Annotated in this window: 13 protein-coding genes; 1 reads left to right on the top strand and 12 read right to left on the bottom strand. The window is 67.1% G+C overall.

Annotation, left to right across the window (positions count from 1 at the left end; all coding sequences use genetic code 11):
• Positions 1-101: 101 nt before the first annotated feature.
• On the top strand, positions 102-599 hold the full coding sequence (locus DMB37_RS21680; protein WP_135234275.1) for a peptidylprolyl isomerase: 498 nt from the start codon (positions 102-104) through the stop codon (positions 597-599).
• 57 nt (positions 600-656) lie between these two features.
• On the opposite strand, the gene DMB37_RS21675 is transcribed toward DMB37_RS21680, so the two are convergent.
• The 12 genes from DMB37_RS21675 to zomB all read right to left on the bottom strand — a co-directional run bounded on the left by DMB37_RS21675 (position 657) and on the right by zomB (position 22,389).
• Positions 657-2,159 (bottom strand): acyl-CoA carboxylase subunit beta, encoded by a 1,503-nt coding sequence (locus DMB37_RS21675; RefSeq protein WP_167769152.1) that lies wholly within the window; start codon positions 2,157-2,159, stop codon positions 657-659.
• A 68-nt stretch (positions 2,160-2,227) separates the two neighbouring features.
• Positions 2,228-7,675: a polyketide synthase Pks13 gene (gene pks13 / locus DMB37_RS21670; protein ID WP_135234273.1), complete on the bottom strand. Its 5,448-nt coding sequence runs from the start codon at positions 7,673-7,675 to the stop codon at positions 2,228-2,230.
• A gap of 73 nt (positions 7,676-7,748) precedes the next feature.
• A complete protein-coding gene (fadD32, locus tag DMB37_RS21665) occupies positions 7,749-9,662 on the bottom strand; it encodes a long-chain-fatty-acid--AMP ligase FadD32 (RefSeq protein ID WP_135234272.1) in 1,914 nt (637 codons plus the stop codon).
• A gap of 191 nt (positions 9,663-9,853) precedes the next feature.
• Positions 9,854-10,873, bottom strand: a complete 1,020-nt coding sequence (locus DMB37_RS21660; RefSeq protein ID WP_135234271.1) for an LLM class F420-dependent oxidoreductase — start codon at positions 10,871-10,873, stop codon at positions 9,854-9,856.
• Positions 10,874-11,094: 221 nt separating this feature from the next.
• Complete coding sequence (locus tag DMB37_RS21655; protein ID WP_135234270.1) at positions 11,095-12,039, bottom strand: cutinase family protein; 945 nt, start codon at positions 12,037-12,039, stop codon at positions 11,095-11,097.
• Positions 12,040-12,165: 126 nt separating this feature from the next.
• Positions 12,166-12,705 (bottom strand): DUF732 domain-containing protein, encoded by a 540-nt coding sequence (locus tag DMB37_RS21650; protein ID WP_167768901.1) that lies wholly within the window; start codon positions 12,703-12,705, stop codon positions 12,166-12,168.
• A gap of 101 nt (positions 12,706-12,806) precedes the next feature.
• Positions 12,807-14,612, bottom strand: coding sequence for an alpha/beta hydrolase-fold protein (locus DMB37_RS21645; protein ID WP_135237738.1), 1,806 nt, complete (start codon positions 14,610-14,612; stop codon positions 12,807-12,809).
• Positions 14,613-14,965: 353 nt separating this feature from the next.
• Positions 14,966-16,000: an alpha/beta hydrolase gene (locus DMB37_RS21640; RefSeq protein WP_370465170.1), complete on the bottom strand. Its 1,035-nt coding sequence runs from the start codon at positions 15,998-16,000 to the stop codon at positions 14,966-14,968.
• Between the two features lie 393 nt (positions 16,001-16,393).
• Positions 16,394-17,404, bottom strand: coding sequence for an alpha/beta hydrolase family protein (locus DMB37_RS21635; protein ID WP_135234268.1), 1,011 nt, complete (start codon positions 17,402-17,404; stop codon positions 16,394-16,396).
• A 336-nt stretch (positions 17,405-17,740) separates the two neighbouring features.
• Positions 17,741-18,802, bottom strand: coding sequence for an alpha/beta hydrolase family protein (locus DMB37_RS21630; RefSeq protein ID WP_135234267.1), 1,062 nt, complete (start codon positions 18,800-18,802; stop codon positions 17,741-17,743).
• A 301-nt stretch (positions 18,803-19,103) separates the two neighbouring features.
• Positions 19,104-20,165 (bottom strand): alpha/beta hydrolase family protein, encoded by a 1,062-nt coding sequence (locus tag DMB37_RS21625; RefSeq protein ID WP_135234266.1) that lies wholly within the window; start codon positions 20,163-20,165, stop codon positions 19,104-19,106.
• A 259-nt stretch (positions 20,166-20,424) separates the two neighbouring features.
• Entirely contained in the window at positions 20,425-22,389 is a 1,965-nt protein-coding gene (zomB, locus tag DMB37_RS21620; RefSeq protein WP_135234265.1) for a flagellar motor control protein ZomB, read from the bottom strand.
• Positions 22,390-22,391: the final 2 nt, after the last annotated feature.

Raw genomic sequence — 22,391 nt, 5'->3', positions numbered from 1 at the left:
GGTACTGCCGCACTTCCCCGCGGTGCGGGCCGTCGAGGAAAGTCACGGCACATCCCAAGACCGGCAAAAGGCGTGCGATGGCGGGCTGGCAAGGTGTGGGTATGACCAAGGTGAATCTCTCGACGAATTACGGACCGATCGTCCTGGAACTTGACGACCAGAAGGCGCCGAACACGGTGCAGAACTTCGTGGATTACGTGAACGCGGGCCACTACAACGGCACCATCTTCCACCGTGTCATTCCCGGCTTCATGATTCAGGGCGGCGGCTTCGAGCGCGGCCTGCGGCAGAAGGGCGTGCAGGCGCCGATCCAGAACGAGGCCAACAACGGCCTGAAGAACGACAAGTACACCGTGGCGATGGCGCGCACCAACGACCCGCACTCGGCGACCGCGCAGTTCTTCGTCAACGTCTCCGACAACGCGTTCCTCAACCACTCCGCGCCGACGCCGTCGGGCTGGGGCTACACGGTGTTCGGCAAGGTGATCGAGGGCACCGAGGTGGTCGACAAGATCGCCGGCGTCGCCACCGGTAGCGCGGGCGGGCACCAGGATGTGCCGGTCGACGACGTCGTCATCGAATCCGCCAGCCTCGGCTGAGGTAACCGACCTCGGTGAATCGGGCCGCGCCGCAACGGATGCGGCCCGATTCCGGCGTCAGAGCGGCAGCAGGTGGTGCTTGCGCGGATTGCGCGCGAGCGACTTGTCGCGCAGCAGCTGCAAGGCTTTGCGCAGTTCCAACCGGGTGTTCGCGGGCTCGATCACCGCGTCGATGTAGCCGCGCTCGGCAGCCACCCACGGCGTCGCCATGGTGGCGTTGTAGAAGTCGATCATCTGCTGGCGCACGGCCGCCCGCTGTTCCTCCGGCGCCGCCTCGATCTGCTTACCGCCGATCAGGCTCACCGCGCTCTCCGCGCCCATCACCGCGATGCGCGCGGTCGGCCAGGCCAGGTTCACGTCGGCGCCGAGCTGCTTGGAGCCCATCACCGCGTAGCCGCCGCCGTACGACTTGCGAATCACCACAGTGACTTTCGGCACGGTCGCCTCCACGAAGGAGAACAGGAACCGGCCGCCGCGCTTGATCACGCCGATCTTCTCCTGCTCCACCCCTGGCAGGAAGCCGGGGGTGTCGACGATGAAGACCAGCGGGATCTCGAACGCATCGCACAGCCGCACGAAATGCGCCGCCTTGTCCGACGCCCGTGCGTCCAGCGCGCCCGCGTAGACCATCGGCTGGTTCGCCACCACACCGACCGGACGGCCGTCGACACGGGCGAAGCCGGTGATCATATTGCGGCCCGCGGTGGCGCCGATCTCGTGGAAGCCGCCGTCGTCGAAGATCCGCAGCAGGATGTCGTGCATGTCGTAGGCGGCGTTATCGGAGTCCGGCACAAGGGAATTCAGTTCCCGGTCGCTGTCGGTGAGCTCCGGCTCCAGGCCGGGGTTCACGATCGGCGCCAGTTCCTGACAGCTGGTCGGCAGGAAGCTCAGGTAGTCGCGCACCCACTCGAACGCCGACTTCTCGTCCGGTGCGACGTGATGGATGTTGCCGTACTCGGCCTGGCTCTGCGCGCCGCCGAGCTCCTCGAGGCTGACATCCTCGCCGGTGACCTCGCGGATCACCTTGGGGCCGGTGACGAACATGTACGCCTCTTCGGTCGCCACCACCACGTCGGTATTGATCGGGGCGTACACCGCGCCGCCCGCGCACTTGCCGAGGATCATCGAGATCTGCGGCACCAGACCGGACAGCGGTTCCTGCCTGCGACCCAGCTCGGCGTACCAGGCGAGCGAGGTCACCGCCTCCTGCACACGCGCGCCGCCGGAGTCGTTGATGCCGACCACCGGGCAGCCGACCTTGGCCGCGTACTCCATGATCCCGGCGACCTTGCGGCCGAACATCTCGCCGACCGAACCGCCGTAGACGGTCTGGTCGTGCGAGAACACCGCCACCGGCCGGCCCTCGACGAGGCCGTGCCCGGTGACCACACCGTCGCCGTAGAGCGCGGTGGGGTCACCCGGCTTGCGCACCAGCGCACCGATTTCCACGAAGGTGCCCGGATCGAGCAGCATGTTGATCCGTTCACGGGCGCTGGGAATCCCCTTCTTCGCCCGCTTCGCCACCCCCGCTTCACCCGCCGGTTCCTGCGCTAGATCCATTCTTTTACGCAGGTCGGCGAGCTTCTCGGCAGTAGTGCTCACTTCGTCCCTTTCGTAAGGCGCACCCGCTACGGGGCGATCACCGCAAGCTTGGCGGTGAGGTCGGCTCCGATCTTTCCGATCCGTGGTTCGTCGACGATCTGCAGGTGGTCACCCGGGATGTGAATGACCTCCAGGTTCGGAAGGTATTCGTCCCAACCACCATTGGGGCGTCGATCGGCGAAACGCGGTTCCAGCTCGATCATGCCGTCCTGATAGCGATCCGCGAGGTAAAGCACGACATCGCCGTCGTAGCGAGTCGGCGTGGTCTTGGCCAGGTGCCTGCTCTCGATCCACGAGGTGCGCTGATGTTCGAGCACGCCACCGGGAATCTTGGTGCCGCTCATCTTGACCAGATCGCTGATCATCTTGAACTGCTCTTCATCGGAGGCCGCAGCCAGCGTCTCCAGCTGCTCACGATCCAGCTCGCCCTCGACGCCGTAGGTCTTCTTCGCGAAGACCTGGTAGCGCTCGATCCGGCGCACCCGCTCCTCGGGGCTGTTGTCCTCGTCCTCGACCGGCAACGCCAGGTCGATCAGACCGACAACCCGCACGTCGGCGCCTTCGTCGCGCAGCAGCTGCGCCACCTGCAGCGCGAACACCGCGCCGAGGGACCAGCCGTAGAGCACGTACGGGCCGTTGCCCTGGATTTTGCGCAGCTCGGCGACGTACTGCTGCGACCGCTCCAGGATGTCGCCTTCGACGCGCTCGAAGCCGTACATGGGCGTGCCGGCCGGCAGCCGCTTCAGCAGCGGTTCGTAGACCAGCGTGTTACCGCCCGACGGGTGGAACACGAAGACCGGCACGGCATTCGAGCCCTCTTCGCGAGCCCGCAGCGGGCGGATGAAACCGTCCACGTCGGCGCCGCTGTCCTGCAGATTGCGCACGATATCGGCGAGCTGCTCGATGGTCTCGCAGTCGAGCACGTCATCGACGGTGACCTCGGCCTTGACCCGCTCGGTGAGGCGCTCCGCCAGCTTCTCGGCGACCTCCTCCTCGAGGATGGGCAGGGTGTTGAAGATGCCGCCCGCCGACTTGCCGGTGACGATCGCCCAGGTCGCGTAGGTCAGCCGTTCCGCGGCGTCTCGCGGCGGCACGTCGTCGTCATCGCTGGCCGACGGCTGCGCACCGAAGGTGACCGGAGCCTGCACCGCCTGTGCGGCAACCGATTCGGCGGCACCCACCGCGGTGGTGTCCTGAGCGTCGAGCGCCCGCTCGTTCGCCGCTTCCTTCGCATCCGCCGCTGCGGCCTGCTCCGGCGACACCGGGGTGGGTGCCGCGGTACCGGCGGCGGCACCGGTGATGCCCGCGGCCTTCTCCGCCTGCGCGACGATCTGCTCGGCCTCCGCCTGCACCGAGGTGGTCTCGACATCCAGCGAAACACCTTCGGCGGCAGCCGCTTCGGTGACCGCAGCGGCCGGGTCCGTGCCGGCTTCGACGGCCGCGCGGGCGGCGGCGATGAAGTTGCTGTCGACCACGATCTCTTCACCGGCGGCCTGCCGCTCGGCCACCGCGAGCATTTCCTCGCGATGGTCGATGGCGTAGCGCAGCACCTTGCCGACCTCGGTCAGGTTGGCGTCGCGCACCGCCTGGATCTGCAGCTGCGGGATATCGAATTCGTACTCGACGCGGTTCTTGATGCGCATGGCCATCAGCGAGTCGAGGCCGAGCTCCATCAGCGGGATCTCCATCGGGAGGTCCTCGACCGCGTAACCCATCGACTCGGCGACGATCAGTGCGAGGCGGTCCTCCAGCGACTGGGTGCCGTTGGGATCCCAGCGCTCGCCGAAGGTTTCGACGACCTCGAGATCGGCGTCGCCCGCCGGGGCAGTGACGGTCGCCGGAACAGCCTCGGCCACAACGGATTCGGGCAGCGGCGCACTAGAGGTGACCACCGCGTCGAACAGTAACCGGAAGGCGTTGCCCTCCTTGGCATGCACCTGCACCGAGGCGCCGCCGGGGTGCGGGGTCAGCGTGGTCGTCAGCGTGCCGGTGGCCGGAACGGTGGCGTGCGCGACCGAGGCGCCCAGCGACACGTCGCTGAGTACCTGTGCCGCAGCGGCATTCACCAGCGCGGCGAGATCGGTGACCGCGGACGCCTGGACTTCCCACGCGTGCCTGCCGTCCGGCATGGCCACGTGTGCACCCGGCACCCGGGCGTTGCCGCTACCGCTGGCCAGCGAGACTTTCGGCCAGAACTCCTTGCGCACGAACGCGGTTCGCGGAATATCGGCGTACTCGCCTACCGGCAACAGCGACGGCAAGTCCACCTTGTGCCCGTGCACGTACAGCTGGGCGAGGGCGCCGATCACGCCCGCCGCCTCGTCTTCCTTGCGCTTGAGCGTCGGGATGAGCTGTGCGTCGTGCAAGCCCGCCGCGAAGGTGGTGCCCAGCACCTGCATCAGCGCAACGGAATTCGGTGCGAGCTCGAGGAAGGTGGTGTGCCCGGCGTCGACCGCGAGCTTCACCGCGTTGGTGAAGTACACGCTGCCGCGCATGTTCTTGACCCAGTAGTCCTCGGTGTGAATCGGGTCGTTGCCCGGTCGGTAGAACTCGCCTTTGTGCACCGTCGAGTACAGGCCGGTCTTCAGCTTGGTCGGCTCGATACCGGCGAGCTCCGCGGCCAGTTCACCGAGCAGCGGGTCCATCTGCGAGGTGTGACCCGCGCCGCGGGTCTGCAGGATCCGCGCGAATTTGCCCTCCGCCTCGACCCGCGCCACGATCGCCTCGACCTGCTCGCGCGGGCCGCCGATCACCGTGTTGGTGGGCGCGGCGTATACGCCGACCTCGACGTCTGGGTACTCGGTGAGCAGCTTCTCGATGTCCTCGGCGCTGTACTCGACGAGCGCCATGTTGCGCACGTCGTCGTCGGTGATCATCTGCTCGCCCTCGTGCATCAAGCGCGAGCGGGCGCAGATCACCCGGACCGCGTCCTCGAGCGGCAGGCCACCGGCGATGTAGGCCTCGGCGACCTCGCCCATCGAATGGCCGGCCACCGCGTCGGGTTGCGCACCGTGCGCGCGCAGCAGCGCGGCCAGGCCGATCTGGATGGTGAAGATGCCGACCTGCGAGGTGCCGACGTTGTAGTCCTGGCTGTCGTCCAGGAACATGTCCCGGATCGAGTACCCGGCCTCGTCCTGCACCAACTCGTCGACCTCGTCGACGGCCTTGGCGAAAATCGAGTTCTCCAGGTAAAGCGCCTTGCCCATCTTCCGGTGCTGCGCACCGAAACCGGAGAGCACCCAGACCGCACCCATGGTGGCGGGCGCGTCGGCGGTGAACACACCGTTGCCCGGCTTACCCGCCGCGATGGCACGCAGACCAGCGACGGCTTCCTCGTGCGTCTTTGCGAGCACGACACCGCGCGAACGCCAGTGGCTGCGCTTGGCCAGCGACCGCGCGACGTCCTCCAGCGAAACATCGCGTCCCGCTTCGGATTCCAGCCAATCGGCCAGCTCGGCGGCGGCTCGGCGGCGGCGCGAGGGCAGGTAGCCGGAGACCGGCAGGATCACCGGCAGCGGTTCGGCGCGCTCGGCGGTCCATTCCGCCACGGGCGCAATGGATTCCGCGACCGGCTCGGCTTCGGCGACCGGTGCGGGCGCTTCGGCGGGCTCGTCGGCCACCGCATCCGCTTCCGTGATCACTTCGACCGTCTTGTCATCGAGGTCGGCATCGAGTGCCGAGGCGGCCACCTCGCCCTCCGCAGCGGGCGCGGCAGGCTCGGGCACGACCTCGGCCGAGGCCGGAACGTATTCCTGCACAACGACATGCGCGTTGGTGCCACCGAAGCCGAAACCGGAGATGCCGATGGTCGCCTTGCCGCTGTAGCGGGGGAATTCGGTCGGCTGGTCGACAACCTTCAAATGCGCCTGGTCGAACGGGATGTACGGGTTCGGACCCGCGAAGTTGATGTTCGGCGGAATAACATTGTGCTGCAATGCCATCACGATCTTGGCGAAGCTCGCCGCACCGGCGGCGGACTCCAGGTGACCGAAATTGGACTTTGCCGATCCGAGCAGCGCGGGCTTGTCGTCGGCACGACCACGACCGACCACCCGGCCGAGCGCGTCGGCTTCGATCGGGTCGCCGAGCAGCGTTCCCGTGCCATGCGCCTCGATGTAGTCGACAGTGGACGGCACGATGCCCGCGTCCCGATACGCCCGGCGCAGCACTTCGGCCTGGGCATCAGGGTTCGGCGCGACGAGACCGTTGGATCGTCCGTCGGAGTTGATCGCGGAACCCTTGATAACAGCCAGGATTCGATCGCCGTCGCGTTCCGCGTCGGCGAGCCGCTTGAGAACGATAAGCCCGGCGCCCTCGGAACGAACCATGCCATCAGCATCGGAGGAGAACGCCTTGATCCGGCCGTCCTTCGCGACCGCGCCGACCGAGTCGTAGCCCAAGGTGACCATCGGTGCGAGCAGCATGTTCACACCACCGGCCAGGGCCAGGTCAGCGTCGCCTTCGCGGAGCGCACGCACCGCCTGATGCACCGCCACCAGCGTGGAGGAGCACGCGGTGTCGACGGCGACCGAGGGGCCGCGGAAGTCGTAGAAGTAGGAAACGCGGTTGGAGATGATGCCGGACGACGCCCCGGTGATCCCGTACGCGGCGGCCGAAGCGGGCCGGTTGGGGTCCTGGTCGCCCACCCCGAGCGCCGCGACAAGCATGAAGTCGCTCGTGGAAGTACCGATGAAGACGCCGACCGGCGAGCCCTTGAGGTCGCTCGCGGGAATCCTGGCGTGCTCCAACGCCTCCCAGGTCAGTTCCATCATCAGGCGCTGCTGCGGATCGACACTCTCGACCTCGATCGGCGACATCGCGAAGAATTCCGCGTCGAAGCCCTTGACCACGTCTTGGTCCAGGTATCCGCCGAGGGTGTTGGCGGCGGCGATTGCCGCGGCCGCATTCGGATCCGTGGCGAACTCGCCCCAACGGCCCTCGGGCAGTTCGCGAATCGCGTCGCCGCGATTGATCAGGAACTCCCAGGTCGACTCCGGCGTATCGCCCGCACCGGGCAGCCGGGTCGACAGGCCGACGATGGCGATGTCGTGCGCGTCGTTCGGCTGGTAGCCCGCCGTATAGAAAGAGTCGCCGGAAGCATCTTCCACGCTTTCCGGCTCACCGTTGATGACCACCTCGGCCAGCGAGGCGATCGTCGGATGCTGGTAAACGACCGTTGCCGTCAGCACCACACCGGTCAGTTCCTCGATGTCACCACCGAGGGCGATCGCGTCGCGCGAGGCGAGCCCGAACTCCTCCATCGGACGATCAACGGTGATCTGCTCGATCGGTTGCCCGGTCGCCTCGGCAACCCAGTTGCGCAGCCAGTCCCGCAGCTCGGCGACCGTCATGTCGGTCTGCGCGCCGGACGCCTCGGTGGAGGCAGCGGCCACCTGCGCGGATGCCTGGTCGGCGTCCGCGTCGGCGGGCAGGGATTCGGTCGTCGTGGTGGACGTGCCCTCGTTGTCAGCCATCAATTCCTCAAGCTACCTGTCTGCGTACCGGGCGCACCGCGAATGTCGGCTGTCCGAGGCCACCCCTGGGCAATTACTCTTCCGGTGCATCGGGGAACGCCTGCTGGGTGTAACCACCCCGCAGCGTTCCCTCGAGGTAGGCGGCCTTGCAGGCCCGCCGGGCGATCTTGCCGCTGGAGGTGCGCGGGATGGAACCCGCGGGAACCAGCAGTACGTCTCGAACGGTCACGCCGTGGCGCGACGCCACCGCGGCGCGCACCTCGTCGGCGATGGGTAGTGGATCGGCCTTGCCCGCGCCCGGGCCGCGTTCGGCCACGATGACCAGTTGCTCGGAGGCGTCGTCGGCGTCGAACTTGAGTCCGGAGTGGCTGCCCTGGTCGAAGACGAGCGCGGGTAGCTGGTTCGCGGGCACCGAGAACGCGGCGACGAAGCCGGGGCGCAGCGCCTTGGAGGCTTCCTGCGCGGAGAACTCCAGGTCCTGCGGGTAGTGGTTGCGGCCGTCGACGATCACCAGGTCCTTCACCCGCCCGGTGATGTACAGCTCGCCGTCCAGGTACACGCCGTAGTCGCCGGTGCGCATCCAGTTGGCGTCGCGGTCGGTGCCCTCGGCATGGCTGCCCTCGGGTAGCCGGTGCGAAACCTTGTTCTGGAAGGTCGCGGCGGTCTCGTCCGGCCTGCCCCAATACCCGATGCCCATGTTGTTGCCGTGCAACCAGATCTCACCGACCCGGCCGTCGGGCTGCTCATGCCCGCCGTCGGCCTCGACGGTCTCCGGGTCGACGATCACGGCCCACTGCGACAGCGCGACGTACCCGCAGGAGACCTGCGCGATGGCGTTCTCCGAGCCCGGCTCGACCTTGACCATGCGGCCCGCATTGAGCTCGTGGCGGTCGACGTAGGTGACCTTCGCTTCGTCCTCGGCCTTGGTCGCGGACACGAACAGCGTCGCCTCGGCCATGCCGTAGCAGGGCTTGATCGCGGTCTTGGGCAGGCCGTAGGGCGCGAACGCCTCGTTGAACTTCTTCATCGAGGAGGTGGTCACCGGCTCGCTGCCGTTGATCAGGCCGATCACGTTCGACAGATCCAGCGACTCGCCGTTCTTCGGCAGGCCACGCGCGGCGGCGTGCTCGAACGCGAAATTCGGTGCGGCGGCGAAGGTTCCGGCGCCGTCGGACTGCGCGGCGAGTTCCTTGATCCAGCGGTACGGGCGGCGCACGAACGCGCTCGGCGACATGATGGTGATGTACTTGCCGCCGACCGCGGGCAGGATCACCGTGAGCAGGCCCATGTCGTGGAACAGCGGCAGCCAGGTGACGCCGCGCGAGTTCCAGTCCAGGTTGATCGCGTCGACCATCTGCAGCAGGTTGGTGCCGACCGCGCGGTGGGTGATCTCCACGCCGGCCGGGGTCCGGGTCGAGCCCGAGGTGTACTGCAGGTAGGCGATGTCGTCGATGGCGATATCCGGGCGCACCCAGCCCTCGCCGACACTGTCCGGGATCGCGTCGACCGCGATGATGCGCGGGCGCTGCGCGGCGGGCAGCGACCGGAAGAACTGCCGCACACCGGCCGCCGAGGAGCTGGCGGTCAGGATCGCGGCGGGTTCGCAGTCGCCGAGCACGGCGTGCAGGCGGTCGGTGTGACCAGGCTCGTCCGGGTCGAACAGGGGCACCGAGATGGTGCCCGCGTAGATCGCGGCGAAGAAGGAGATCACGTAATCCAGGCCCTGCGGCGCGAGGATCGCGACCCGGTCACCCGGGTTGGTCACCTGCTGCAGTCGAGCGGCCACCGCGCGCAGCCGAATGCCGAACTCACGCCACGTCAGTTCCTGCGCCTCGCCATCACGCTCACGCGAGTAATCGATGTAGCGGTACGCCAGAGTGTTCGCGTCGTTCCGGGTGTGCTTCTCGACGTGATCGACCAGGGTGTGATCCTCGGGAATTCGGATGTTCCCGGTCTCGTCCAGGTAGTCGTCGAAAGTCTCTTCCATTCCTTCTTCTCCTCCGAGGCACACGCAGCAAGACGGCGACAACGCCGTTGTTACCTGTGAGGCCCCGACTCGCTTTCGCCCGCGGGTGGCTCCAAGTGCTCGAGTCAGCCTGCAGTTATTGGGCGGTCTGCGCGGTGACCGCTATCGGCTAGATGTACTCAAACCAGAGTCATGTTACAGAGAAGACCGGCTCACTCGTCTCGCAGCAGGGGAATAACGGGGGCGAATGCGTCCATCTGGGTGGGAAAGACCCCGACATACGACATCGAGGTGAGTTGGCGCACACGGCGGATCTGGTCGGCGATTTCTTCGAAGCTGCCGATGGCCACGTACGGCGAGTTCAAGATGTCCTCGACCGAAAGCTTCACGTCCACCTCGAGATCCGGGTGCAGACCGCGATCGATCGCGGAAAGCGCCATCTCAGCGGTCTTCTCGCGATCGTCGGTGATGACGATGGCGGTGATGGCCCAGTTCAGCTCGATATCGGCGAACCGGTCGCCCGCGGCCTCGCGGATCAGGTTCACCTTCTCGATGGTCTTCTCCATCGTGATGCCCGACAAGAGGCCTTTACCGTTCTTGGTGGTCACCGGCACGACCGAGATGATGTCGGCGTGCTTGGCGGCCAACCGCAGCATCTTCGGACCGCCGCCGCCGGTGCAGATCGGCGGGCGCGGACCCTGCCGCGGCCTAGGCGTGCCCTTGACGCCCTGTACTTGGTAGTACTTGCCCTCGAAGGTGCACTCCTGGCCGCGCAGCAGCACGTCCAGGATGGTCAGCGCCTCGTCCAGCTTCGCGAGCCGAACGCCGGGCGTCTCGTAGGGCAGACCCGCGGCGAGGAACTCGTCCTGCTTCCAGCCCGCGCCGAGACCGACCTCGAGCCTGCCCTTGGACAGCACATCGATGGTGGCCAGATCCTTGGCCAGCACCACGGGGTGCCGGAAACCGTTGGCCAGCACCGACGTTCCGAGGCGGATCTTCTCGGTGGCCTGGGTCAGCGCGCCGAGGGCGGCGATCGGGCCGATCTGGTCACCCAGGTGATCCGGCACGACGAAGGTGTCGAAGCCGTACTCCTCGGCCTGCTGCGCCGTCTGGATGAACTTGCGGGCGCCACCCTCTTGCTTATTTCCCTCGCCCGCTGCCGCGAAGCGGAAGCTGCGCAGCGGCGTACCCAGCGCGGTCAACTCACCGGCTGGTGCGGCGGCTTCTGTCATGAACTCATGCTCCTGGCTGTAAGGAAACTCGGGCGCGACGGTGCAGGGTGATGTCCCGAACACGGTGTCGGTGCTACCTGCGTCGCGATCACCTGCGGCACTTTACAGCGTGCTGTCCAACGGGAGTCGCGCTTGTCGGGGCAGTACTGGTGTTCTGCGTGCCGACCTCAGCGCTGACTGTGAAATCTCACGACTCCACGCTGTATCACCGGCTCGCGCACTCACGAATGTGGCGGATGCGGTGCCGATTCGATGAGGCCGTTCGCCCAGTTGACGGTCCACTGGGTGGAGGTGGTGCCGTTCTCGTCGACGATGAAACCGTTGTACAGCGCGTGCACCGGGTTGCCCGCCGCGCGCACCAGCGCGCCGACGCTGCCCATGATGTTCCACGGGCTCAATGCTTCGCGCGGTGCGTCGCAGATCAGGTCGCCCTGCGCGCAAATCGTGAAGGTGCGTTCGGCCAGTTCACCGAAACCACCCGGGCGCGGACCCGTCATCGTGATGCCGGGGACGTTGAGACCCTTCAGCGCGACCTCGGCGCCGACGCCCGCGGGCACCGCACCGATCTGGACGGGCTGGCCGGGACCGGTGTCGCCGGTGCGCCTGCCATCGGAAATGAGCGTCACGCCGAGCACCTTGTTCGCAGGCACCGGTCCCTTGCCCTGGCCGATCTGCGAAGCCACATCACCCGCGATCACCGCGCCTTGCGAGAACCCGGCGATCACGTAGGTGGTCAACGGACATTCGCGGTGCCGCTGCTGCATCGCGTCGATCATCCGCTGGGTGCCCTCGGACCGGCTGTTGTTGTAGGACTGCTGGCCGTCCGGCGGGATGGCGATCGGATTGGAGAACTGCGCGACGTACGGGACGGTGTACACGTCCAGCCGTTCCTTCGGGAACTGCTGCCCGACCGGGTTGGAGATGTTGAGCATCAGCGAGATCGGGTTCGCGGTCGGGTTGTGCGGGTCGTCGTTGCTGTTGGACTCCCAGGTGCCCGGCACCGAGATCATCTGCACGTCCGGGCAACTCGCCGGTTGCGAGGTCGGCTCCTCGGGCGGCTTCGGTCCCGGCTTCGGCTGGCGCAGCAGCCCGGCGAGCAGGTACCACAGCAGCAACACCACGATGATGATCAGGATCGGGATCCCGATCAGCAGGAGACATCCCACCGGCCTCGACCGGCGGGATGTGCCGCCACGGCGCGCATTCACAACTGCGCCTCGCTAGCGCTCGGCTCCGTCGTGCCTGCGGTGCAGCTGTGTTCCCGGTTCACTCGCCGCGCTCCTTCACGTTGCTCACGCCTTGCAGTAGGTCTGCTTCGCGGCGCTGATGTAGACCTCTCCGGCCTTCTCGACCGGCATCTTCGCCGGATCGAAGGAGGGATCGGAGCCGGCCATCGCGGTCACGAAGGTCATCAGATCCTGGTCGGAGGCCCCGGACGCGGTGCCCTGGCAGACGTAGTTCGCCACGCTCAGCGCGATATCCGGGGTGGACGGGGTGACGCCCTGCTGCTTGAGCGCGTCGAGGTACTTCTTGTCCTTGTCGGTGAGCTTCGAGGTGTCCGCGGGCGGCGCGGACTCGGCGGGCACCGGCTGCGGACGCTCGGGGGCGACCGTCTCGGCGGGCGGCTGCTCGGGCTGGGGGGTGGGCGCCGGCGCCTGCTGGCCGGTGTCGGCGCCGCTGGTGGACGAGGCGGGCGGCTGCGTCGCCGCCGTGGTGCGGGTCAGCGTCGGCGTGCTCGATGCGGTCGAGTCGTTGCCACCGCAGGCGGCGAGCAGGCCGGTCGCCGCGATCGCCACGACAACGCCGAATACCTTGCCACGGGTCCTCTGCATGAATTCTGTCCTCGATCTGTTCGCAAACGGGGGAGGTCGCCACCCAACATAGCGGCAAGACTTAAGAGATCGGAGCCGGACAACAAACAGACCGGTCAGATTTAAAGCCCGTGAACCTCCGGTTTGCCATCGCGCAGCACGATGAAACCGGTTTGGAAGTTCTGCTGCACACCGCCGGGGACGGGGAACTCGTCGCTGATCGGATAGCCGAGCTTGCCGTTCTCATACCCGAGCACCTGCCAGGCCTCCATGAGCGGACCGTTCTTCACCGCCCACGCACCCGAGAGCGGGCTCCAGTAAATATTGCCGCCCTCGAAACGGCTGTACCGGCCGAGGTCCTTCAGCGGCTGCTCCTCGGCGGCGGGGAAGCCGAGCCAGCTGTTCTCGTAACCCATTTGGGCGTATTTGCCCAGGATCATGCCCTGCACCCGGTGCACACCGGTCTTGGCGCTGTAGTAGAACGGGCCGTTCTCGAACGACTGCACGGCGCCGTCCCGGTTCGGGGTCGCCACCTCGGGTCCGATCGGGTAGCCCGCCGGGCCGGCCTCGTAACCCTGCTTGCCCCACTCGTCGAGGATCGCGCCGCGCACCGCCTGCGCACCGGTCTGCGGGGTCCAGTAGAGCGAGCCGTGCTGGAAGGTCTGCATGCGGCCCTTGCCGTCCGGCAGTCCGCGTTCGTCACCGGTCGGCAGGCCGAGCGGACCGGCGGCGCCCTGTATGGCCTGATAGCCACCGCCGATCATGCCGCCGACCGGGTGCGCGCCGCTGCCCGGGGTGAAGTAGACCCGGCCGGACCGGAAGTCTTGGGCCACACCGCCGCCCGCCACCGGATACTCGGCGGACAGGCAGTCGCCCAGCCAGTTGTTCGCGGCGGCCACGGTGGCGATCTGGCCGCCGACCGTGCAGCCGGTCTGCCCGGGATCGACGCCGAGCGCGGCCGCGGCCTGCGTCCAGGACTGCCGCATCTCGAAGTCCCAGTAGGGCCACGAGTGCGTGCCGGACGGGCGGTAGTTCACCTGGGCCGGGATCGCCAGCTTGCCGAGCTTGGTGACGAAGTTCTGCGAGGTGAGCCGCGACAAGATCTCCAGCCCCATGCCCGCGTAGTTGGTGCTGACGCCGGGAATGCCGGACGCCTGGTCGAACGGGCCGGAGGCGCCGCTGCCGCTGGACACGTACAGCGTGACGCCCTTGAGCTTCTCGGCCAGCGTGTACGGGTCGTGCGCGGCCCATTCCGGGCTGGTCGGCGGGCCCCACATGGCGCCGACGTCGTAGCCGCCCGCGTCGCGCATGGCGAACTGGATGGCCTGCGGCATGCCGATCGTGGTGGTGGTGAGGAAGCCCGAGTACGACGCGGCGTACTTGGCGAAACCGGGGTTGCGCGCGGCCAGGAACATGGCCGCCGTGCCGCCCATCGAAAGCCCTTCCATGCCACGGACATCCGTCGCGCGCCAATCGGCCTCGAGCAGCGGCGGCAGTTCCTTGGTCAGGAAGGTTTCCCACTTGTAGTTCTTGCCGTTGTTCGGCTGGATCCAGTCGGAGTAGAAGCTGGACTGGCCGCCGATCGGCAGCACCACGGTGACGTTCTTGTCGGCGAAGAAATCGACGGCGCCCGCGTCCTTGGTCCAGCCGCTCTCCTCGTCGGTGGCGCGCAGGCCGTCGAGCAGGTAGAGCACCGGGAAGCGCACGTCGGGGCGGGTGTTCCAGTCCTTGGCGAGCAGCAGCTGCACCTGGATCGGGGTGGCCATGGACGGCGAGTTGATCCACAGGGCGACCCGGCGGTCGGTCAGCCAGATCACCTTCTGCACGGTCGCAGGCACGCCTGCCTCCGCGGCCGCAGGGCCGGGTGCCGGGGCGGGAGCGGGTTGCGCGGCGGCCGGTGCGGCGCCCGCGGCCAACGGGATGACCATGGCGGTGGCGAGCAGCACTAACCGCCCGCGAGCCGGACGCGCGCCACGACGCTCGCGTCTCCCCCATCTCCCGCGCCGAATCCCTGCCACAAGAGCTTTCTACTCCCGTACGCGCCGTCTTCCGGGGAGGACACGCACTATAAGAAAACCGCCGTGTTCGTTTTGCAGGCTCGCACAACGCATCCGGCGCCGCCTCTTCCGTGCGAGAAGGTGCGGCGCCGAAGCGGTCTTACCGGGACAAATGATGTGTGAGCACAGAGATACCGCAGCGAACGGCTCGGCAAACCACCTGTGCCGAAACGCAACTCGGGCCGCACCCCGAGGGGGTACGGCCCGAGTGGTTGATCAGGCGATCACCAGGCGCCGGTGGCGTCCAGGATCTGGTTGCGCGAGTTGAAGAGCTGACCCTCCCAGTACTTCCAGGAGTGAGTGCCCTGGGCCGGGAAGTCGAACCGGGCCGGGATACCCAGCGAGGCCAGGCGAGCCTGGAACGCGCGGGTGTTGACCAGCGAGAGGGCCTCGAGCGCCATCGCGTTGCTGGTGTTGAACACACCGACCGCCGAGTTCGGCGCGTCGTACTGTCCCGGCAGGCCGCTGGCCGCCGAGATGTACATCGGCAGGCCCTTGAGCTGCGGTGCGAACACGAAGGGGTCCATCCGCAGCCACGCCGGGCTCCACGGCGCCGCCATCGAGTCGACGTTGAAGCGGCCCGCGTCCAGCATCGCGACGCGGATCGCCTCGCGCATGCCCGGCGCGGAGATGTTCAGGTAGCCCGAGTACGAGGCGGCGAACTTGAACTGGTCCCGGTGGTAGGCGGCGAGCGCGAGCGCGCCACTGCCACCCATGGAGAGACCGGCCACCGCGTTGTTGGTGCGGGAGACGCCGTAGCCCTCGAGGAAGGCCGGGAGCTCCTTGGTCAGGAAGGTCTCCCACTTATAGGTGGTCTTCTGGCCGTTGGTGTTGCTCGGCGCGTACCAGTCCGTGTAGAAGCTGGACTGACCGCCGACCGGCATCACCAGGGTGATGTTGTCGTTCGCGAACTGCTGCAGCGCGTTCGTCTCGAACGACCACGCGTTGCGGTCGTCCCGCGCGCGGAGTCCGTCGAGCAGGTAGAGCGCCGCGTTGCCGCCGCGTGCTGCCCACTGCACCTGAACCTTGATCGGGCCCATGCTGGACGGGACCATCAGATCTTCGAATCCGCCTGCGGGAGCACGCAAGACCGGTGCGTGCACCGGCGCCGCGGTGGCGATCGGGGCCGCCACGCCCGCGGCGATCGGTAGCGCCAATGCAGCGGCACCGACAGCCAGAATTCGATTACGCCAACCACGAGGTGCGCCTCGCCGTCCCGACTCACTTCTCATCGGCGCGGCCGCCCTGCCGAAACGCATGAATCCTGCTCTCTTTCTGCTTTTCTGCCTGTTGTGGTGCCGTCGGCGACCCCGCGAGGGGCGCAACCGCACCAGTGCTGCCAACGAGACGCACGCCGCAGCACACCGGACCCCGACATTCCGGCGCATGCGACTGCGAAACTACGATCTGGTCACACTTGCGCTCGCTGGACGATATTCGACACCGGTGGCCTTAGCAAGGCCGAGGCAACCAGGTGGCCGAAATCCGCCCGTACGCAATCTGTGATGGTGCGGTGACCCTATCGCGTTCGGCCGGTGATTGTCGTGCCGGAGCACCAAATTTTCACCTGATGGCCGGAAGTGTCAGCGCGGGCGTGGGCGCCGAACCCGGCGTGGACAGCGGAGAGTGCCTGGGAATGCGGCGAATTGAGTTCACCCCAAATTCGCGCTGAGATCTGGCAGCATCTGGAAAACCTGGTCCTGCCAGTAGTTCCAGCTGTGCACACCCACCGTGGTGTACACGAACACCGCATTGCTCGGACCGAGACTGTTCATCCGCGCTTCGAACGCACGGGTGTTGGCCAGGGCGATCGTCTCCAGCGCCATCGCATTGCCGAGGTGGTAGACGTCGATCGGGGCGTTGATCACATCTCGTGGTCCGTTCGCGCCGTTGCCGGTAGCGATCCACAGACGAGTTCCGTTGTCGCGCAACAGTGACGCGAACATGAACGGATCGTTGCGCAACCAGCGCGGATCCCATGGCGGACCCCACATGGCGTCGATGTTGTAGCCGCCCGCGTCGAGCATGGCCAGCCGCAGGCCCTCCTTCATGGCCGGCGCGGAGATGTTCAGGTAACCCGAATATGAACCGGCATAACGGAACTGGTCGGCATGGTATGCGGCCAGCGCGAGCGCGGCGCTGCCACCCATGGACAGGCCGAACACGCCGTTGCCACGCGGGTTGAACCCGAGACGGTCGTGCAGCGCCCAGCGCAGATTGTCGGTGAGAAAGGTCTCCCACGCATAGGTCTGCTGTTGGCCGTTGGTATTACTCGGCGCAATCCAATCCGAATAGAAGCTGGACTGGCCGCCGACCGGCATCACCACATTGATGTTCCACTGCGGCAGCACCCTGGAGATGTCGGTGTCGATCTCCCAGCCGCTCAGATCGTTGCGGGCGCGCAGCCCGTCCAGCGCGTAGACCACCCGGTCGGTGTTGCCGTCCGCGGCGCGGAAGATCCTGGACTTGATCGGGCCCATGCTGGAGTCGACCCAGAAGTCGAAGCCGCCGGGATCGAACGCGGCCTGCGCGGGGGCGCCGAGGCCGCCGCCGAACGGCGCCACGATGGCGACGGCGAGACCGGCGACCGAGCGCCGGAACCGGCGGCGACCGAGCGCTGCACGCCTACTGGCAACCGCTCCGCGTACTCCATCCGACCGCATCGAGTTCACCTTTCGCCCGTGCGGTCGTCGTTGACCGCAACCGTGGTGCATGGAGATCGACACTCGGCGTCGATGGCTTCCAACGGCGAAGTCCTCGGGCCTATGGCTCTTCTATAGGCAGTTATTCGGATTTTCCCGCTCGGAAACGCGTGGCGATGCCGGATCGTGACGGAAACCAGCGATTTGCCGTTATCGGCGAGCAGCCCGCATGTCCTGACAATGACAAGATCGCAATTCGGCCGCCAGCGATCAACCAGCCAATGAATGCGTTCCGGTAGAAAGCAGCAGACCGCCCGGCACTGGACAGCGCCGGGCGGTCTGGTTACGACGAATTCGTCAGCCGATATTGGCGGACATGTCCGGAATCATCCGGTAGGCCTCGTCGGTCCAGTTGTTCCACGCGTGAATACCGAAGGCGGGATAAGAGTAGACGGTGTTGCCGCCGCCCAGCGTCGCCATCCGCACCTGGAACGCACGGGTATTCGCCAAGGCGAGTGCCTCCAGCCCCATGCCGTTCAGGGTGTTGAAGCTCGGTCCGTCGGTCGCCGTCGGCAAACCGCTCGCCGCGGCGATCCACAGGCGGGTGCCGTTGCGCACCAGGTTGGGCGCGAAGACGAACGGATCCATCCGCAGCCACTGGGGGCCCCACGGCGGCGCCATCGAGTCGACGTTGTAGCCGCCGGCGTCCAGCATGGCGATCCGGATGGCCTCACGCATGCCCGGCGCGGAGATGTTCAGGTAGCCGGAGTACGAACCGGCGAAGCTGAACTGGTCCGGGTGGTACGCGGCCAGGGTGAGCGCCGCGCTGCCGCCCATGGACAGGCCGAACACGCCGTTGCGGGTGTCGCTGAAGCCGAGCCGATCGCGCAGCGCGTTGCGCAGGTCGCGGGTCAGGAAGGTCTCCCACTGGTACCGGTAGCTCTTGCCCGGCCCCGCGGCCAGGATGTTGAGCGCCCCGGAGCCGGAGGACGAGCCGGTGCCCGCCGGGACGCCGAGCAGCTCACTGGGCGCGTTCCAGTCGGCGTAGAAGCTGGACATGCCGCCGACGGGCATGACGACGTTGATGTTCCAGTCCGCCAGCACCTGGGGAACGTTGGTCTCGATTTCCCAGCCGTTGAGGTTCTCCGGCGCCCGCATGCCGTCGAGGACGTAGGCGACGCGGTTGGTGTTGCCGTCCCTGGCGCGCAGCACGCGGGACTTGATCGGGCCCATGCCGGAGTCGACCCAGAAGTCGAACGCGGCGGGGTCGAAGCCCGCCGATGCGGTGGCACCGCTGCCTGCTGCCGCGATACCGAAGGGCAGCAGAAGTGCCACGGCGATCCCCAGAGCGGATCGCTTGACCCACGAACCAGTGGCTCCCGAAGTACCGGGTCTACCTTTCCAGCGGGCAATTCGCATCAAACTCGACCTTTCGTTCGGGCGGCCGGGGGGCAAACAGCTGGCGATCTCTACCGGCCCCCTCTTCGGACACCGAGTGCCGCTGTCCACCGAAATGGGACGAATCGACCTCTGTGCATGTTCTTCGTGTATCAATCGGCAGCGGAAGCTTATATGTTGCTGGAAAGTGACTCATGCCACAACTCACCGTCCACTACCTCTCCACATTCGTTACCGAACAGCACTTGGACGACTGGCACACGAAAAGACCGCCCGATGCACTCGGCACCGGGCGGTCCAGTCGAGGAGACTTACCCGAAAATCACCCGATATTGGCGGACATGTCCGGGATCATCCGGTAGACCTCATCGGCCCAGTAGGTCCAGTTGTGCACACCGACGGCCGGGAAGTCGTAGGTGGCGTTGGTGGCGCCCAGCGTCATCATCCGAACCTGGAACGCGCGGGTGTTGGCCAGGGCCAGCGCCTCGAGTCCCATCGCGTTGACGGTGTTGAAGCTCAGCCCGTCGGCGGCGCTCGGCAGACCGCTGCCCGCCGAGATCCACAGCCGGGTGTTGTTGGCCTTGAGCCGCGGCGCGAAGACGAACGGATCCATCCGCAGCCACTGCGGGCCCCACGGCGGCGCCATCGCGTCGATATTGAAGCCACCCGCGTCCAGCATGGCCACCCGCAGCGCCTCGCGCATACCCGGGGCCGAGATGTTCAGGTAGCCGGAGTACGAACCGGCGTAACGGAACTGGTCCGGGTGGTAGGCGGCGAGGGTGAGCGCGGCGCTGCCACCCATGGACAGACCGAACACGGCGTTGCCGGTCGGGCTGAAGCCGAGGCGGTCACGCAGCGCGTAGCGCAGGTGCTTGGTGAGGAAGGTCTCCCACTTGTAGGTGTTCGACTTGCCCATGCCCGCCGAACCCGACAGCAGTCCCGAGCCGGAGTTGGCCGAACCGGTCGACGAGGATCCGGCGCTGCCGAGACCGAAGAAATCGCTCGGCCCGTTCCAGTCGGCGTAGAAGCTCGACGGTCCGCCCACCGGCATCACGACGTTCATGTTCCATTTGGTCAGCTCGCGCACGACCTCGGTGTCGACTTCCCAGCCGCTCAGATCCGGCCGGGCGCGCATGCCGTCCAGCGCGTAGACCACGCGACTGGTGTTGCCGTCGGCGGCCCGGAACACCCGATTCTTGATCGGGCCCATCTCCGAGTCGACCCAGAAATCGAAGCCGTCCGGGTTGAACGCCGCGGACGCCGGACCGGCCGGGCCTGCCACCGACACCCCGAGCGGTAGCAGAATCGCCATCGACAGCAGCGCCGAACGCCTCAGCCACGATCCGGCTCTTCGAGTATTCAGACGCCCGAACACGCCTCGCATCAGTTTCGACCTCTCGTTCGTGCAACAGCATCGGCCGTTGTCTAACGATGACCCGCCGATGCCAACACCTAGTTGACGCCATGACGGGCGTACTTTCGCAGCCTAGCGTGTCATCGTGACTCTGGCGTTATCGAACCGAGACAGAGGGGTGTACACCAGATTTGTGGACTCGACCAATGCGACGCGCCGGACCCTGTGAAAGCACCAACCCACCGGAACCCGGAAAGCCGGGGCGCCGGTGGGTTGGTCGGGCACGTTTCTAGCGCGGCGGCTGCGGGGCCTTGGGGAACGGATCGACCAGGCCGCAGCGTTCGATCTCGTACTTGGGCACCCGATCGATCCGGTACTTGGCGAAGGTCAGCGCATTGCGCAGGTTGTGCCGGAACCGCTCGAAGGTGAGCGGGTCGCGGGAGGAGACCAGCAGCGCTTCGGTGGTCGGGCACGCCATCGCGGTGCGCGCCTGGGTCACCCACTTCTCGTCCATGTACCAGGGCATCCACGGCTTCTTGTCCACCATGCCGGTGTCCACCACGACCCAGTCCGGGTACAGGGCCTTGTCGTGCCCGATCCGGCCGTCGGTGAGCCGCTCGGTGTGCGCGGCGAGCGGATAGGCCAGGCCCATCTGGTCGATGACGCGCACGTCCAGCGGGACGTTCATGCTGGTCATGCCGAGGTTGAGGAAGTAGACCGTGTGCCCGGCGCCGCCCGGCGGGATGGGCTGCGGCGGCGGTGCCATGTACCAGAACATGAACGACGGCGAATTCAGCAGCAGGCCGCCGTTCGGCGTCGCGGCGATCGTGTCGACCATCGGCCGGATGCGCGGGTAGTCCAGGTAGTCCTCGGCCAGGATCGGATGATCGTGGCCGGTGTTGAGGACGTAATAGACCCGCTCGTCGACGATGCCGGACGCGGAGATCTTGGTGCCGGTCTTGATCGCGGTCGTATTGGCGGCGAACAGCGCCCAGCCCGCGGTGCCGAGCAACGCGAACAACACCACCGCGAACGACCAGTCGGCGGCGGTAGCCGACCGTAATCCGGCCGCGGGCAACCGGATCGGCACCACGGCGACCGGAAGCAGCAGCAAGAACAACTGCGCCAACAACATTCGGCCGTGCATGAAGTCGCCGCCGACGCGCAGCGCGTAGATCGTGAGCAGGAAACCGCTCACCAGCACCAGGGTGACGACCGCGCCCGGCGAGCGCAGCCACACCCGGATCCGGTGCGCGTTCCACCGGGACCGCTCCTCGGGTGCGGCATGGCGCCCGATCGGATCCGCGGGTACCGGCGCCGTGCCGCGTGCCGCGATCACACCCGCGACGAGCAGCACCAGCAACGGCACCCACAGGTAGTACGGGCCGACCAGATCCCACAGGTAGGTGAAGCCCTGGCCCCACTTGGCCCCGCCCGCGTCCTTGGCCACCGCGGTGTTCGGGTAGGGCAGGCCGTAGTAGCCCATCCGCCAGATCTGGTAGCCCATCGGTACCAGACCCGCGACGACAACGATCAAGCCGCGCAACACGATCGGGCTCAGCCGCGCCTGCGGCATCGGCGCGATGACGATCATCAGCAGCGCGAGCCCGCCGACCAGCGTCATCTCCGGACGGATCAACGGGGCCAGCCCCGCGAGGAACACCAGCCCGAACAAGCCGGGCAGCCGCACCCGCTCCGCCTGACTCCAGCGGATCAGCTGCCACCACAGCAGACCGAGCCAGCAGATCACCAGGCTGCTCTCCAGCCCGGAGGTGACGTAGTCACGGGCAGGCGGGATGGCGATGTAGACCAGCATCCCGGCGGGCAGCAGCAGCGCCGACTTCGGTCCGCCCCACAGCCTGCTCGCGCCGAGCATCGCGAACACCACCGCGGCCAGCGACAACGTGAACGCGATGCCGAGCACCACGTACTCGAGTCGCGCCTGGGTCAGCCAGCTGAAGAACCAGACGAGGTAGGTCCACGCGGTACTGGTGTTGGTCTCGACGCGCTCGCCCGCGTTGAAGACGGGCCCGTTGCCTGCCAGCAGGTTGCGCACGGTGCGCAGCACGATCAGGCCGTCGTCGGCGATCCAGCGGCGCTGCCAGCCGCCGACGGCGAAAAGGACGACGGTGAACGCGATCCCACCGACGAACGTGGCGCGGGATAGGAGGGTGTACCGCGACGCCGAGCGGGCCGGCTGCACAGCCGGCCCCTCGTTCGCGTATTCCGTTTGCTCCACTCCCGCTACCAACATCT

The sequence above is a fragment of the Nocardia sp. CS682 genome (genome assembly GCF_004634405.1).
Lineage (GTDB): Bacteria > Actinomycetota > Actinomycetes > Mycobacteriales > Mycobacteriaceae > Nocardia > Nocardia ninae.
The sequence above is the reverse complement of the archived record's forward strand: the minus strand, read 5'-3'. Positions and strand labels throughout refer to the sequence as shown.

Excerpts from the sequence above, each read along its gene's own strand:
- DMB37_RS21680 (WP_135234275.1), top strand. The coding sequence starts at position 102 with ATGACCAAGGTGAATCTCTCGACGAATTACGGACCGATCGTCCTGGAA.
- DMB37_RS21675 (WP_167769152.1), bottom strand. The coding sequence starts at position 2,159 with ATGGATCTAGCGCAGGAACCGGCGGGTGAAGCGGGGGTGGCGAAGCGG.
- pks13 (WP_135234273.1), bottom strand. The coding sequence starts at position 7,675 with ATGGCTGACAACGAGGGCACGTCCACCACGACGACCGAATCCCTGCCC.
- fadD32 (WP_135234272.1), bottom strand. The coding sequence starts at position 9,662 with ATGGAAGAGACTTTCGACGACTACCTGGACGAGACCGGGAACATCCGA.
- DMB37_RS21660 (WP_135234271.1), bottom strand. The coding sequence starts at position 10,873 with ATGACAGAAGCCGCCGCACCAGCCGGTGAGTTGACCGCGCTGGGTACG.
- DMB37_RS21650 (WP_167768901.1), bottom strand. The coding sequence starts at position 12,705 with ATGCAGAGGACCCGTGGCAAGGTATTCGGCGTTGTCGTGGCGATCGCG.
- DMB37_RS21645 (WP_135237738.1), bottom strand. The coding sequence starts at position 14,612 with ATGGTCATCCCGTTGGCCGCGGGCGCCGCACCGGCCGCCGCGCAACCC.
- DMB37_RS21640 (WP_370465170.1), bottom strand. The coding sequence starts at position 16,000 with ATGCGTTTCGGCAGGGCGGCCGCGCCGATGAGAAGTGAGTCGGGACGG.
- DMB37_RS21635 (WP_135234268.1), bottom strand. The coding sequence starts at position 17,404 with ATGCGGTCGGATGGAGTACGCGGAGCGGTTGCCAGTAGGCGTGCAGCG.
- DMB37_RS21630 (WP_135234267.1), bottom strand. The coding sequence starts at position 18,802 with ATGCGAATTGCCCGCTGGAAAGGTAGACCCGGTACTTCGGGAGCCACT.
- DMB37_RS21625 (WP_135234266.1), bottom strand. The coding sequence starts at position 20,165 with ATGCGAGGCGTGTTCGGGCGTCTGAATACTCGAAGAGCCGGATCGTGG.
- zomB (WP_135234265.1), bottom strand. The coding sequence starts at position 22,389 with ATGTTGGTAGCGGGAGTGGAGCAAACGGAATACGCGAACGAGGGGCCG.